A 12147-nucleotide genomic window follows, 5' to 3' on the forward strand; every position below is an offset into this window, starting at 1 on the left:
AACATATTGATATTGCTAAGTAACCGGCTTCGTACGATATCCTAGGAGGCCAATAATCCGGTTACGGATTTCCCTCCCCCTTTTAGCCCCGCGCCAGGCCAGCCCTGCGCCGGGGCATCATTTTGTGCCCAGCAGCTCGGTAGCATTTGTCCGCATTCGCCTCGCAGTTCGAAGCCATCATCGCGCGCGTTGCTGCCGGCGAAACGCTGACCGCCACGCTCCGTGCGCTCGACCTTCCCGGCAAGTCCGGTTTCGATGCCTGGCTGCGCCGTCACCCTGACCTCCGCGCCCGCCTCGATGCTGCTAAGCCGCTGTCTGGCCAAGCTCTGGTCCGCGCACGGTTCGAAGACATTCTCACTGCCATCCGCAACGGCGCCACCGCTGAAGGTGCTGTTGAGAGTTTCGGCGGCACAGGCGCCAGCTTTTTCAAGGTCATCAAAACCGACGCCGCGCTCAAGGCGCGCTTCATCGCCGCGACTGCAGACCGTGAGGACGGCCAGAACGCCATCGGTAAATCCGCGACGGGCAGATGGTCCGAGGCCGACTTTGATCGCGCCCTTGATGCGTTGCGCGCGGCTCCAAAGGTCGGCATGCAGCGCGTCCTCGGTGAAGGATTCCCTACCCCCTTCCTCGTACTCGACAAGGCTAAACGCGATCCGGTCTTCCGCGAACGGCTGATCGAGGTTGTTGGCGAGCGCGCGAAGCGCCGTGCCGGCCTCAAGAAGCAGGCGCCGCGCGAGTACGCGGAAGGTTTGCTGCGCCAAGCTTGCTTGGCACTGGACATGTATCGAAGCGCCGACCGTGCGGCTGCTGGCCTAGATCCCGAAGACCGCGAAGACGTCACCAGCGAAATCATTCTCGCGTTTCTCGAAGGCGAGATCACCGTCGACGAGATCCGAACCAAGGGCCGCAAGCTGGCGCGTGCGCGCGTGTTCGGCAGTGTGGCGTGGCCTGTCTCTCTCGACGCAACGGTGTTCGACACCGGCAACGCTGACACGCTCGGCGACCGCCTCGCCACGCCCTGCCAGATCATCCATTACTGAGATTGCCCAATGACAATTCGAGTGAATAGCCCAGCGGCCTGGAATGGCCGCTTGGTAAAGATCGCCGCGATTAACGGCAGCGATGCCGATATCGTTTGGATTGGTCGCGACGGCGAGATTGAGGTCCGCACTGTGTGGGCCGGCGAACTCGTTTCATTCGAAGATGCGATGTCGCAGCAATCAAACTGGGGCGCCGCGGCGGAAGAGGAAACTAAAATCCGCGCGTGGAGGGCTGCCGACTGATGTGGCCGCTCTTCCGCAAATCGGCACCTGTGCCGGAAACAAAATCCGAGTTGACGGACGCGACGTCAGATACTTGGGCCGCGCTCTGCGACGCCTTCACGGTGTCTTCATCTGGCGTGAGCGTTACGGCTGACTCTGCAATGCGTTGCGCTCCGGTCAACGCCGCCGTCAACATCCTGTCCGAATCCACGGCCACGCTTCCATGCCGGCTACTTCGCGACGACGCTGACGACGGTGAAACCGCCGCGAAAGAACATCCTGCCTTTAAGCTGGTCAACGGATTCAGCAACGAGTGGTCTAGCGGTGCGGAAATTCGTCGCCGTGTAACGCAAGATGCCGTCCTGTTCGGTGACGGTGTTGCTTTGGTGACGCGCGCTGGTGGACATCCGGCCGAGATCCTGTACGCGCCGCGCAATGTGGTCGTGCTCGAATACAAATCTGACGGCGAGCCGGTCTACAAGATCGATGGTCAGGCTTATGGCCCGCGTGATGTCATCCATCTGCAGGTGCCAAACCCAAGCAATCCGATGCAACATCGAGGTCTCGGATTGCTGCAAACCGGACGTGATGCGATTGGTCTGGCTATCTTGCTGGAGCGTAGCGCGTCCCAACTTTTTAAGAACAACTCGCGGCCGGGTGGCGTGCTGAGCTTTAAGGGTAACCTGAATGCTACGGCAGCCGGTCGCATTGCCCAGATGTGGCGCTCTGCACATGGCGGGGACAAGGCCGGCGGCGTTGCCGTTATCGACAACGAGGGCAGCTACACCCCGATTGCTTTTAGTTCGGTCGACAGCCAGGCAACTGAACAGCGCGCATTTGCCGTAAGCGAAATCAGTCGCTTGACGCGAGTTCCGGCGACTTTGCTTTCCGATATGTCCCGCGCGACTTGGAGCAACAGCGTCCAGCTCGACTTGCAATTCGTAAAGTACGGCTTGCAGCCCTGGCTGCGTGCATGGTGCGACGCCTATGCACGTTGCCTGCTGTCGCCTGAGGAACGCGCGTCGATGCATTTTGAGTTCGATCTGTCGCAGCTGCTGCTCGCGGATACGACCGCACGCGCGACAGCATTTGGTCAATATCGGTCTGCCGGCGTCATGACGGCGAATGACGTGAGGCGCGAATTGAACCTCCCGCCGCACGCAGATGGTGACGTGTTGGATTCACCGCACGTGCAATCGGCAGCGTCGGCCAATGACAACCAACCACCGAAGGAATCTGCAGCTTGAGTACTAAGCAAGGCACCGTCGTTGAATTCGACGTCAAGGCGATCGCGGAAGACGGCACGTTCACCGGCTATGCCTCCGTCTTTGATGTTATCGACAGCCACAAGGACAGCGTACAGCGCGGATCTTTCCAAAAGTCCCTGGCGAAGCGGCCGGCGGCGAAGGTTAAGATGCTTCGCGGCCACGATCAAAGCGAGCCGATTGGTGTTTGGAAGTCCATCGTTGAAGACGATCGCGGATTGAAGGCCGCCGGGCAGCTAATTTTGGACACGGCCAGGGGGCGCGAAACATACGCCCTCATGAAGGCCGGCGCGCTCGACGGCTTGTCCATCGGCTTCCGCACCGTCAAGGACCGCATGGATCGCACCAAGGGCGCGCGCATCCTTGAAGAACTGGACCTCTGGGAAATTTCCGCGGTGACATTTCCGAGCAATTCAGAATCCACCATTCAATCGGTGAAATCATCCGACTCAACGCAGTTCCGCGCGCTGGTTGAGGCGATCAATTCAGCGCGTCATTCTCTTAACAAGTAGGACTAAAAATACATGTCTTTCCATTATCGTAATCTTGAGACCAAGAACGCGGCCGACAACGAAGAAGTTGAAGGCGCGGCCGAGATCAAGTCCGCGCTCGACGCGCTGACCAGGGACGTCAACGCAAAGACCGCCCCGGTTGCCGACATCGAGAAGCGTCTGGCTGCGGCCGAGGCGAAGATCGCTCGCCCGTCCATGTCCCGTTCCGAATCCAAGGATGAGGCGAAAGAGCTGGAGGCGAAGGCCTTCAATACCTTCATCCGCAAGGGCAAGGAAGCTCTCGAGTCCGATGAGGTGAAGTCACTGCGGGTCAGCGATGACACCGCGGGCGGCTATCTCGCTCCCGACCAGTTCTCGACGGAGCTTGATCGCAACGTCGTGCTGTTCTCGCCCGTGCGCCAGGTGGCCCGCGTTCTCCCGACTGGTTCGCCGGAGGTTCGCTGGCCGAAGCGTACTGGTGGCATGACCGCCGCATGGGTTGGCGAGACGCAGCCGCGACCGGAAACGAGCGTTACGTTCGGCCAGTCCCGCTATGCCGTGTGCGAACTGGCAGCGTACGTCGACGTCAGCAACGCCATGCTGGAGGACTCGACCTTCGATATCGGCGCCCTGCTCTCCTATGAGTTCGGTGAAGAGTTCGGCTTCGAAGAGGGCAAGGCATTCGTCTCCGGCCAGAGCACGCTTTCGCCGGCCGGTTTCCTCAACGACACCACGGTCGCTTACACCCCGTCCGGTGCCGCAAGCGCCTTGTCCTCGGCTGATGCTCTCATCGACCTCTTCCACGGCATCAAAGCGCCCTACCGCGCCAACGGTGTGTGGATGATGAACGCGACCACGCTGGGCACCATCCGCAAGCTCAAGGACGGTCAGGGCCGCTATCTGGTCAACATTCAGGGTCTCGACAATACGCCGGTTACGACCATCCTGGGTCGTCCGGTGGTCGAAGCCCCGGACCTGCCGGATGTTGCCGCCAACGCCACCCCGGTGGTCTTCGGTGACTTCTCGCAGGGCTATCGCATCTTCGATCGCATCGCGTTGTCGATCCTCCGCGACCCCTACACCCAGGCGACCAACGGCATGACCCGATTCCACGGTCGTCGTCGTGTGGCCGGCGGCGTGGGCAAGTCGGAGTCGCTGCGCAAGCTCAAGATCTCGGTCTCCTAATCATTTTGGGCGGCTGCGCTCCGTAGCCGCCCACCACCTCTCATTCAAAGGAATTCATATGCGCGATCTCGCGAACAATCTTCACTTCAAGCCCGCCTTCAATCCCGGCGCCGCTGTCGTCGACAATACGGCACAAGTTTCGGCGATCCTCGACACCTACGGCTATGGTTCGGCGCTGCTGGCCTTCAACACCGGCACGCTGTCAGACGCCGACGCCACGTTCACGGTCCTCTTGGAGGAGTCGAACGATTCCGCCATGGCCGGTGCCGTTGCCGTCGATGACAAGGACATGATCGGCACCGAGGCGCTGGCCGGCTTCCGTTTCGATGACGACAACGAGTGTCGGAAGCTCGGCTACATCGGCTACAAGCGCTACATTCGCGCCACCATCACGCCCGCCAACAACACTGGCAACCTGTTCGTTGCTGGCATGTGGGTGCTCGGTCGCGCTGCGTCTGTGCCGACCGCTAACCCGCCGCAGTAATGCGCAAGGGGGATTCCGCGACCTTGGAATCCCCCGCCGTCTCCCGATACGGAGTCAATCATGACGGAAATCATGTCACCATCGCAGATCATCGACGCCGTTCTTGAGCGCCATGTTGACATTGACGAGACGCTTGCCGCTGAGATCGTCGATGCCCTTGAGGCTGCTGGTTGGCGCTTTGTTTTCAATCGTGATCTTTAGTGCCGTTCGCCGCACCGCGCTTATGTACCTGCGATCGCGTCGTACAGGCAGGCCAGCGATGCGAATGCAGCGTCAAGAGGAAAGCTGATGCCGATAAGCGCCGACCTACGGCACAAGCTCGCGGATATGGTCAAGCATGGCGCGAGGCTCGCGCTGCTTACCTGGCTGCCAATCCACGCTGCACTCGTTGCGGTGGACCCGCAAACGTTGTCGACCATCGCATTCCGCATCGCGGCGATATGAAGTTATTCTGGGACCGCAGCAACTGGCAGGCACTATGTGCCTCGCCCTGTCACAACCGGCACAAGCAGCGAGACGAACAGTGATATCCATTGAACAGTTTGACGCCGAGATCCGATGCGGTCGCGAGTGGGTGCAGTGCGTCGTGCATGGTGTGGTTGGTGATGATGAGACACCACGCTTCGTGGTCTCATTCGAGGATGACGAAGGCATGACCACCCTGATGCGCGTCCCTCACGTAAGGCGCATAGAGGCGCGCTGATGCGTGGTTGGATTGAGGCTACAGTGTTAGGCGTTCTCGGCTGGAACGTCCACAGCCCGCGCGCTGCTAGCTGACGGTGCCACCCCCGGGCAGTCCGAGACTTTGACCGATTGCCAGGAAACCGGCGGCCAACCATCGCGCAAGATAGGCCTGTTTTTCATCATCCTTTAAATTAGGTCCGACCGTCATGCGGCTTGATCCCTGATTTCCTCGGGGCCTGTTTTCGGGCGTAAGCGCTTGATCGCGTTGGCCATAGGGCTGATTTCCTTCGGAGATAATTGAGAAGATGGCTACGCCAAAGTTTCGGGGCCTCGCAAAAGCGATGGCGCTGCTTGAGCACAATCTAGAGGACGGTGCCGGCAAGCTCATGGAAAAAATCGAGTCAGTTGGCTCTCGCGGCGAGACCGCGCTGGCCGACGGCCATACGAAAGTTGACGGCATTGCCGGCCGGGTTGCCGAGGTCGAGGACTTTGTTGCAGCCATTGAGGGCAGCAATGGCGCCCCCGACCAGCCGTCGATTACCCCACTGGAGACCAACCGATGGCGCTAGCCACCCTCGCCCAATTAAAGGCCCAGGTCCGCACCGAATTCGGGGATGAAGATGACGCGCTTCAGCACTATCTGGACGCGGCAGACGAGTACGTCCGCGGCTTCCTCGCGGTTGACCCAGAGGCACAGGACCCGCCAGAGACCGTGCCCGACACGGTCAACCAGGCGGTGCTGCTACTCGCCGCGGATTGGTATCAGAACCGCGAGTCCACCGCGCCCGACGCGCTGCACGAAGTCCCCTACGGCGCGCAGCAGTTGCTTAACCAGGTCAGAGGCTGGGCCTTCGGATGAAGCCGACCACCTGCGCCCGCACCCCCGTTCTGCATGTCGTCATGCCAGGCGCTGAGGTTGCGCGTGTTGCGCCACTGGCGCGGGAGACCGTGACGGCTTTTCTGCGCCGCTCTGGCTGGGCCACGCGAGATCGGAAGTATGGTTGGCAGTTCAAAAAAGGCTTGCCGACCATCCTTGAGATTAATGGCGAGGCGGTGCTGCGCAAAGACTGGAGACGTCGTCGCATCCGCGTCAGCGACTCTGTGCGGTTCGTCTCCTATCCGCTCGGCGGCAACGGCGGGGCAAAGCAAGTTATCGGCCTAGTGGCGCTGATCGCCGTCGCGGCTTTTGCTGGTCCATTGGGCGGCGCAATTGCCACTTCCCTGTCGCTATCGGCTGGCGTGGGCACGGCCATCGGTGCGGGCCTCGCAATTGGCGGCTCGCTTCAGATCAGCGCCGTGCGCATGGTCAACTTTCAATTCGAGGATTTTTGTTAATGTCGGCGGCTAACATCATTGTGGCGTCAGATGGCGCTCATCTTATCTCAGACTCGCTGGTGTGGGACACAGCAGATCAAACGGTGACCGCGATCTGCAACAAGGTCATTATGCTTCCCCAACTGAAGGCTGCTGCGACCATTCGGGCCGAGCATTTCATGGTGTTTCAGGCGGTCTCGCTTGCTTTGTCGACGATGATTGCTCGGGACTTCGATGAATTTAGGGCTAAGATCCGCGATACGCTGATGGAGCTTGATGAGAGGCTGGCAGAGCTTGGCCACCGCAGCCCGTTCGAAGTCTCGGTGATCGGCATCTCCGAGAGCAATGGGCCAACCGGATTTCGGATCACCACCCTCTCAGCGCCCATAACCAGCGAGCAGATCGTTCAGCCATGGCAAATCGTCGAGATGCCGCGCGGATTCAATCCGTGCCCCTGCAATAGCGAGGCCGAAGAGCGTGAGATCCGACAGGCGCTGACTGTGGCGCCAGCGAGCCTGGACGGCCATGCGGTTGCCGCGCTAACGGCGCAGCGTGAGATTGCCCGACGTGACTTTGAGGCGGGGCGCCAGCCGTGCTTTATCGGCGGCTTTGCGCAGCTTACAACTGTCACGCGGGATGCAGTGACCTCTCGCATCATCCATCGCTGGCCTGACGTGGTTGGCGAGCGGGTCGCTGCATGAAACACCAGGCAGGCCGTAAAGCGGTGCCCCAGCCTACCGCAAACGCCATCCGCGCCGTACCGAAGCCACCGAGGCATTTCTCTGATGCGGCTAAGGCCGAATGGCGTAGGATCATGCCTGTGCTCGTGGAACGTCGCGTGCTTAGCCCTGCCGACCTTCATGCTGCCGAGCGCTTCTGCGAAGCGGTTTCCGATATCGTCGATGCGCGCGAGGCTATCGCCGAGCACGGCGCCTATGTTGAAAACAGGCTGGGCGAGCTGAAGCGCAATCCCGCGTTCTCGACGCTGCGGGAAGCAACCACCAACAGCAAAATGTGGGCGTCGGAATTGGGATTGACCCCGAAGAGCCGCAACAAGGCAGGTGCCACCGAAGATGGTGATGACGGTGATGACAACCCCCTGGCGGTGAGCTGAATGACGGCGGCAGGAAATCTCACGGAAAAGGTAACGCTGCTGGCGTTAGTAACGGTGCCTGACGGTGCTGGCGGCTCCACGCAGAGTTGGCAGCCGCAGCTGACAGCCCGCGCGGCAATCAAGGTCTTGAAAGCGTCCGAAACTGTTTTGGCCGGACGTCTTCAAGGCATCGAGACAATCGTCTTCACGCTCCGCTACCAGGCTGCGCTTGTGACTGCCGATTCAACGTCGCGTCTGCTCAACGTGCGAACTGGAAAGCAGTACAACGTGCGCGCAATCACCCCTGACCCGCGACTGCAATGGTGCGATTTGCTGGTGCAGAGCGACGAGCAGTCGTGACCGCCAGCACATACCCGACATGGATCTATGACGGCTCGGAGATCCCCGACCCTCTCGGCTTCGGAGAGCGAGCCGTTACGTTCCTTCGGAGGCTGAAGCACCCTAAGAGCACCCTGCCCGGCAAGGCGTTCCAGCTTGATCCGTGGCAGGAACGTATTGTTCGCGCCATTTACGGACCTCGGCATGAGGACGGACGACGCATCGTCAACACCGTCGTTATTCTAGTTCCTAGAGGCGCCCGGAAAACCAGCATCGGTGCCGCGCTCGCAATTTTATCGACGCTCGGACCTGAGCGCATGCCCGGCAGTGAATGCGTCCTGGCGGCTTGTGACAAAAAACAATCAGGTATCGCGTTCAAAGAGGCGCGCGGCATCGTCCAGGCCGACAAGCGGCTCGTGAGAGCAACAAAGGTTTACGACGCTTTCAACAGCGCGAAGAAGATTGTTTACCTGAAGGACTCCACCGAGCTTGAGATTATCTCTGCTGACGCGCCATCGTCCGAAGGGCGTACGCCAGCGTTTTGTCTCGTCGACGAGATCCATGTGTGGCGCGGCACTGACCTTTGGAAGGTGCTAACAAATGGGCTGGACAAGATCGATAACAGCTTGCTGGTTGTGACCACTACCGCGGGCCGCGGTACAGACAATATCGGATTTGAGGTAATCGACCGCGCGCGCAAGATCGCGCGTGGCGAGATTATCGACCCTTCAACATTGCCCGTGCTGTTCGAGGCAGAGCCGGACTGCGACTACACCAGCGAGGAAGTCTGGCGCCGCGTCAATCCGGGTAGTCCGCACGGCTATCCCTCTATTGAGGGATTTCGCCGTCACGTAAGGCGTGCCCAAGACAATCCGACCGAGCGCAGCAGTCTGAAGCGGTACAAGTTGAACATCTGGGAGGACAGTTCGTCGTCTCCATTTGTCGACATGCTGACTTACGACGAAGGCGCTGGCGAGATCGATATGGCGGCGCTGGAAGGCGCACCGTGCTGGCTCGGAGTCGACCTCAGCTCAAGTGTTGACCTTAGCGTAATTATTGCCTGCTTCCGTGATGGCGACGACTACATCGTCGTGCCATTCTTCTTTTGCCCGACCGACAATCTGCGCGAGCGGCAAGAGGCAACTGGAGCGACTTACCTTGATTGGGCTGCACGCGGCCTAATTGAAGCGACTCCCGGCAACGTTATTGACTTCGGCCGCGTCGAGGAATGCATCCGGCAACTGTGTGAGCGCTTCAGCGTGCAGGAGATTGCTTGCGATCCTGCCATGGCGCGCAACCTGCTCAATAACTTGCTGGAGGATGGCTTACCTGCAATCGAGCACAGGCAAGGCAGCCTATCGATGATGCCAGCCATCGCCGAATTGCAGCGCGCGATTATCGGGCGCAAGTTCAAGCACGGTGGCCACCCTGTGCTGCGATTCTGTTTCGCGAACGTGGAAGCGGAGACCAACGCGGCCGGTCACATCGTCCGATTCACCAAACAGAAAAAATGGCTGAGCATAGACGGCGCCGTGAGTAGTGCCATGGCTGTGAATCGGGCCAGCGCTGGCGGCAGTGCGGCGGTTTCGAGCTTGTATGATTCCGACGACTGGCAAGAGGCCGTCGCGGCTTTTAATTAGGAGATTATTAGTGTCCAACGACCTCGTCGTGCAACTTGGTGCGAAGCTAGATCAATTCGCTAGCGATATGAATCAGGCTGGTGATATGGCGGATAGCGCCATAAGCCGAATTGAGCAATCGTTCGCCAGTCTCAACCCCACCGCCGGTGGGTTCGCTTCACTCGGCACCGCGGCGGCTGGTGTTACTGGTCTTGTGGGCGGTCTGCTTGCCGCGATCACCCAAGTAAACAGCCAGCTTGCAGACCTGCAGAAGAACGCAGAGTTCACCGGGCTCACGGCAGAGCGATTCCAGAAAATCCAATTTGCTGCTGGACAAGGCGGAGTTTCCTCCGAGGACTCTGTCAACGACTTGCGTAAGGTGGCATCGCTGCTGTCCGATGCCAAGGAGAATGAGAATTCGCTGACCAAACTACTTGATGCGAACAACATCAAGTACAAGGACCGCAATGGGCAGGTAATCAGCCTAAACGAATTGCTGACGATCGCAGCCGGCCTTCTCACCAAGTTTGACTCCATGCCGGAGAAAACGAAGGCGGCGCAGATGCTCGGCTTGTCAGAGAGTTGGGTTGAAGCGCTGCGCAATGGCAGCAAGTCGTTTGAGGACATCGCCCAGGGCGCCGAAGCTGCCGGCGTTATCATTGATGGGGCCACCGTTGCCAAGGCTGCTGCATTTGATCGCGCGTGGAAGCAGTCCTCCGCGCAACTTGCGTCGCAGTTTAAGTCGGTGTCGTCTGACATTGGCGGCTGGCTGGATGACCTGATCGATAAAGCCAACGATCTAGTTAAGACGGCACTCGCCTCGCAGAATATCCAGCCAGGTAGCGGGCAGGAAACGTTCAATCGGTGGGCTGATGCGGCGGACATCATGCAGAAGGCCATGCGAGGCTTGCCGCAAGATGTCGACCAAATCACCCGCGCAATTGAGCACCTGAATGCCTCCGGAAAGCCCGAGAATCTTGAGATCGTTGCGGGCCTGGAGCTTATCCGCGCCAAGGCGCAACTCGCGGCAGAGATGCTGAAGGCTGCGGCCGAGGCGGAGTCGAAAGTTGCATTTCCCGGCGGCGTGCCTACGCCTAGTGCGCGCCCGGCGTCGGCCAACAGTGCCGATCCAAATGCTGCGCACTTGCCGAAGCGGAAGGACGGTGACGAATCCGCAGACGCATATGATCGCGCTACAGAGGCCCTGAATAAGTATGTTGCCACCACAAACGCACTGGCGGAAACGGAGGGTAAGGGAGCGGCTGCGACAGAGGAGGCCAAGGCCGAGGCGCAGCTTCTGAACGCGGCTCGGTTGGCCGGGATTCCGATTACCGATAAGGTTCGCGACAGCATTCAGGACTTGGCGCAGGATGCTGGGCTTGCAGCTGAGGCGCTAGCTAAGGCGAAGGTTGCGAGCGACATCTCGCGCGGTCAACAGACTGCATTCTTGTCGCCGGGCGACGTTCAGATCGCCCAGCAGCTCAAGGATCTTTATCCGGATGTGGCTGATGCTCTACGATCAACCGAATCTCACTCATTGATATTTCAGGTGAAGTAACATGACCGCCGTAAACATCGCCATTCAGAAGCGCGCCGTTCACATCATGACGGACGGACTGTCCTACAACAAGGAAGGCGTCGTTGTAGAGGTATCGCCCAAATGCTGGGCGCTTCCGTCGCTCAATGCAGCCGTGGCCTGTATGGGACCGTCGCTGGCCAACATCGTCACCGCGGCTGAGTTCACTAAACGGTTTTCGTCGTTTGACGAAATGATCGCCGGCTTGGAAGAAGCCATGCCGAAGATCTACCTCGCTAATATAAGTCTGCTGACCGAAAACGGAGGTGGAATTCCAGACACGCGCATCTATATCGTGGGCTGGTCCGAAGGTCGCAACCGGCCTGAGGCTTATTCGATCCTCTGCATCCCGCCAGACTCTTTGGAGTATTGGCATAAGACCCACGAAAAGCAGAAGGCCCAGTTCGGCGAAGGGGCCGTGGTGGCTGACGAGCCGTTCAAACTGGTGCCGCTCGACGACGTGATCATGAATCCGCCGTTCGCTGCCGGGCTGACTGGCGAGCAATGCGGGTTCAAGGCGTCCAAGACGACCTTGGCGGATACGCTCGATCCCGAAGTCGACATGGTTGTCATGCTGCAGATGCAGCGCCTTCGCGAAGAACCACTGCGGCCCGGTTTGCCAGCGACGTCAAAGGTGGGCGGCCATGCGTTGCTGACGTCAATTGATGCAGGTGGCATTCGTCAACGTGTGGTCCATCGGTGGCCCGCCGACAAGGTTGGCGAGGTTATTGCGCCAGAACACAATACCGACTGGAAGGCGTTTCGCCGCGAGCTTAAGGGCACGCGGCGCTGGTGGAAGTGAGGGGCAGCGTCAAGACTTCATGCCCCAACC

General features: G+C 59.7%; 18 protein-coding genes. All 18 read left to right on the forward strand.

The window, feature by feature from the left end:
* The first annotated feature begins 146 nt into the window (after window positions 1-146).
* Window positions 147-1043, forward strand: a complete 897-nt coding sequence (locus ACIPUD_RS19935) for a hypothetical protein (protein WP_446481395.1) — start codon at window positions 147-149, stop codon at window positions 1041-1043.
* Window positions 1044-1094: 51 nt separating this feature from the next.
* Window positions 1095-1286, forward strand: coding sequence for a hypothetical protein (locus tag ACIPUD_RS19940; protein ID WP_446481396.1), 192 nt, complete (start codon window positions 1095-1097; stop codon window positions 1284-1286).
* A complete protein-coding gene (locus tag ACIPUD_RS19945) occupies window positions 1286-2512 on the forward strand; it encodes a phage portal protein (RefSeq protein ID WP_446481397.1) in 1227 nt (408 codons plus the stop codon). Before ACIPUD_RS19940 ends, ACIPUD_RS19945 begins: the two co-directional genes overlap by 1 nt.
* The gene (locus ACIPUD_RS19950; protein WP_446481398.1) at window positions 2509-3042 is read left to right on the forward strand and encodes an HK97 family phage prohead protease; all 534 of its coding nucleotides are present in this window, start codon (window positions 2509-2511) and stop codon (window positions 3040-3042) included. Before ACIPUD_RS19945 ends, ACIPUD_RS19950 begins: the two co-directional genes overlap by 4 nt.
* Before the next feature lie 12 nt (window positions 3043-3054).
* The gene (locus tag ACIPUD_RS19955) at window positions 3055-4206 is read left to right on the forward strand and encodes a phage major capsid protein (protein ID WP_446481399.1); all 1152 of its coding nucleotides are present in this window, start codon (window positions 3055-3057) and stop codon (window positions 4204-4206) included.
* A 58-nt stretch (window positions 4207-4264) separates the two neighbouring features.
* The gene (locus tag ACIPUD_RS19960; RefSeq protein WP_446481400.1) at window positions 4265-4690 is read left to right on the forward strand and encodes a hypothetical protein; all 426 of its coding nucleotides are present in this window, start codon (window positions 4265-4267) and stop codon (window positions 4688-4690) included.
* A gap of 60 nt (window positions 4691-4750) precedes the next feature.
* Complete coding sequence (locus tag ACIPUD_RS19965) at window positions 4751-4891, forward strand: hypothetical protein (protein WP_446481401.1); 141 nt, start codon at window positions 4751-4753, stop codon at window positions 4889-4891.
* Between the two features lie 87 nt (window positions 4892-4978).
* Window positions 4979-5134 carry a hypothetical protein gene (locus ACIPUD_RS19970; RefSeq protein WP_446481491.1) on the forward strand — a complete coding sequence of 52 codons (156 nt, stop codon included), beginning with the start codon at window positions 4979-4981 and terminating at the stop codon, window positions 5132-5134.
* Complete coding sequence (locus ACIPUD_RS19975) at window positions 5131-5217, forward strand: hypothetical protein (protein WP_446481487.1); 87 nt, start codon at window positions 5131-5133, stop codon at window positions 5215-5217. Before ACIPUD_RS19970 ends, ACIPUD_RS19975 begins: the two co-directional genes overlap by 4 nt.
* Before the next feature lie 462 nt (window positions 5218-5679).
* Window positions 5680-5943, forward strand: coding sequence for a hypothetical protein (locus ACIPUD_RS19980; RefSeq protein WP_446481402.1), 264 nt, complete (start codon window positions 5680-5682; stop codon window positions 5941-5943).
* Window positions 5934-6233, forward strand: coding sequence for a head-tail connector protein (locus tag ACIPUD_RS19985; RefSeq protein WP_446481403.1), 300 nt, complete (start codon window positions 5934-5936; stop codon window positions 6231-6233). Before ACIPUD_RS19980 ends, ACIPUD_RS19985 begins: the two co-directional genes overlap by 10 nt.
* Complete coding sequence (locus ACIPUD_RS19990; RefSeq protein WP_446481404.1) at window positions 6230-6709, forward strand: hypothetical protein; 480 nt, start codon at window positions 6230-6232, stop codon at window positions 6707-6709. The genes ACIPUD_RS19985 and ACIPUD_RS19990 overlap by 4 nt, the downstream gene beginning before the upstream one ends.
* On the forward strand, window positions 6709-7389 hold the full coding sequence (locus ACIPUD_RS19995) for a hypothetical protein (RefSeq protein WP_446481405.1): 681 nt from the start codon (window positions 6709-6711) through the stop codon (window positions 7387-7389). The genes ACIPUD_RS19990 and ACIPUD_RS19995 overlap by 1 nt, the downstream gene beginning before the upstream one ends.
* A complete protein-coding gene (locus tag ACIPUD_RS20000; protein ID WP_446481406.1) occupies window positions 7386-7802 on the forward strand; it encodes a phage terminase small subunit P27 family in 417 nt (138 codons plus the stop codon). Before ACIPUD_RS19995 ends, ACIPUD_RS20000 begins: the two co-directional genes overlap by 4 nt.
* Window positions 7803-8141, forward strand: a complete 339-nt coding sequence (locus tag ACIPUD_RS20005; protein ID WP_446481407.1) for a phage head closure protein — start codon at window positions 7803-7805, stop codon at window positions 8139-8141.
* Complete coding sequence (locus ACIPUD_RS20010) at window positions 8102-9760, forward strand: terminase large subunit (RefSeq protein ID WP_446481408.1); 1659 nt, start codon at window positions 8102-8104, stop codon at window positions 9758-9760. The genes ACIPUD_RS20005 and ACIPUD_RS20010 overlap by 40 nt, the downstream gene beginning before the upstream one ends.
* Window positions 9761-9770: 10 nt before the next feature.
* Window positions 9771-11297 carry a hypothetical protein gene (locus ACIPUD_RS20015; RefSeq protein ID WP_446481409.1) on the forward strand — a complete coding sequence of 509 codons (1527 nt, stop codon included), beginning with the start codon at window positions 9771-9773 and terminating at the stop codon, window positions 11295-11297.
* 1 nt (window position 11298) lies between these two features.
* Window positions 11299-12117 carry a hypothetical protein gene (locus ACIPUD_RS20020; protein ID WP_446481410.1) on the forward strand — a complete coding sequence of 273 codons (819 nt, stop codon included), beginning with the start codon at window positions 11299-11301 and terminating at the stop codon, window positions 12115-12117.
* The last annotated feature ends 30 nt before the right edge of the window (window positions 12118-12147 follow it).

Source organism: Bradyrhizobium sp. CAR08 (genome assembly GCF_052871955.1).

Excerpts from the sequence above, each read along its gene's own strand:
- ACIPUD_RS19945 (WP_446481397.1), top strand. The coding sequence starts at position 1,286 with ATGTGGCCGCTCTTCCGCAAATCGGCACCTGTGCCGGAAACAAAATCC.
- ACIPUD_RS19955 (WP_446481399.1), top strand. The coding sequence starts at position 3,055 with ATGTCTTTCCATTATCGTAATCTTGAGACCAAGAACGCGGCCGACAAC.
- ACIPUD_RS19960 (WP_446481400.1), top strand. The coding sequence starts at position 4,265 with ATGCGCGATCTCGCGAACAATCTTCACTTCAAGCCCGCCTTCAATCCC.
- ACIPUD_RS19965 (WP_446481401.1), top strand. The coding sequence starts at position 4,751 with ATGACGGAAATCATGTCACCATCGCAGATCATCGACGCCGTTCTTGAG.
- ACIPUD_RS19970 (WP_446481491.1), top strand. The coding sequence starts at position 4,979 with ATGCCGATAAGCGCCGACCTACGGCACAAGCTCGCGGATATGGTCAAG.
- ACIPUD_RS19975 (WP_446481487.1), top strand. The coding sequence starts at position 5,131 with ATGAAGTTATTCTGGGACCGCAGCAACTGGCAGGCACTATGTGCCTCG.
- ACIPUD_RS19980 (WP_446481402.1), top strand. The coding sequence starts at position 5,680 with ATGGCTACGCCAAAGTTTCGGGGCCTCGCAAAAGCGATGGCGCTGCTT.
- ACIPUD_RS19985 (WP_446481403.1), top strand. The coding sequence starts at position 5,934 with ATGGCGCTAGCCACCCTCGCCCAATTAAAGGCCCAGGTCCGCACCGAA.
- ACIPUD_RS19990 (WP_446481404.1), top strand. The coding sequence starts at position 6,230 with ATGAAGCCGACCACCTGCGCCCGCACCCCCGTTCTGCATGTCGTCATG.
- ACIPUD_RS19995 (WP_446481405.1), top strand. The coding sequence starts at position 6,709 with ATGTCGGCGGCTAACATCATTGTGGCGTCAGATGGCGCTCATCTTATC.
- ACIPUD_RS20000 (WP_446481406.1), top strand. The coding sequence starts at position 7,386 with ATGAAACACCAGGCAGGCCGTAAAGCGGTGCCCCAGCCTACCGCAAAC.
- ACIPUD_RS20005 (WP_446481407.1), top strand. The coding sequence starts at position 7,803 with ATGACGGCGGCAGGAAATCTCACGGAAAAGGTAACGCTGCTGGCGTTA.
- ACIPUD_RS20010 (WP_446481408.1), top strand. The coding sequence starts at position 8,102 with ATGGTGCGATTTGCTGGTGCAGAGCGACGAGCAGTCGTGACCGCCAGC.
- ACIPUD_RS20020 (WP_446481410.1), top strand. The coding sequence starts at position 11,299 with ATGACCGCCGTAAACATCGCCATTCAGAAGCGCGCCGTTCACATCATG.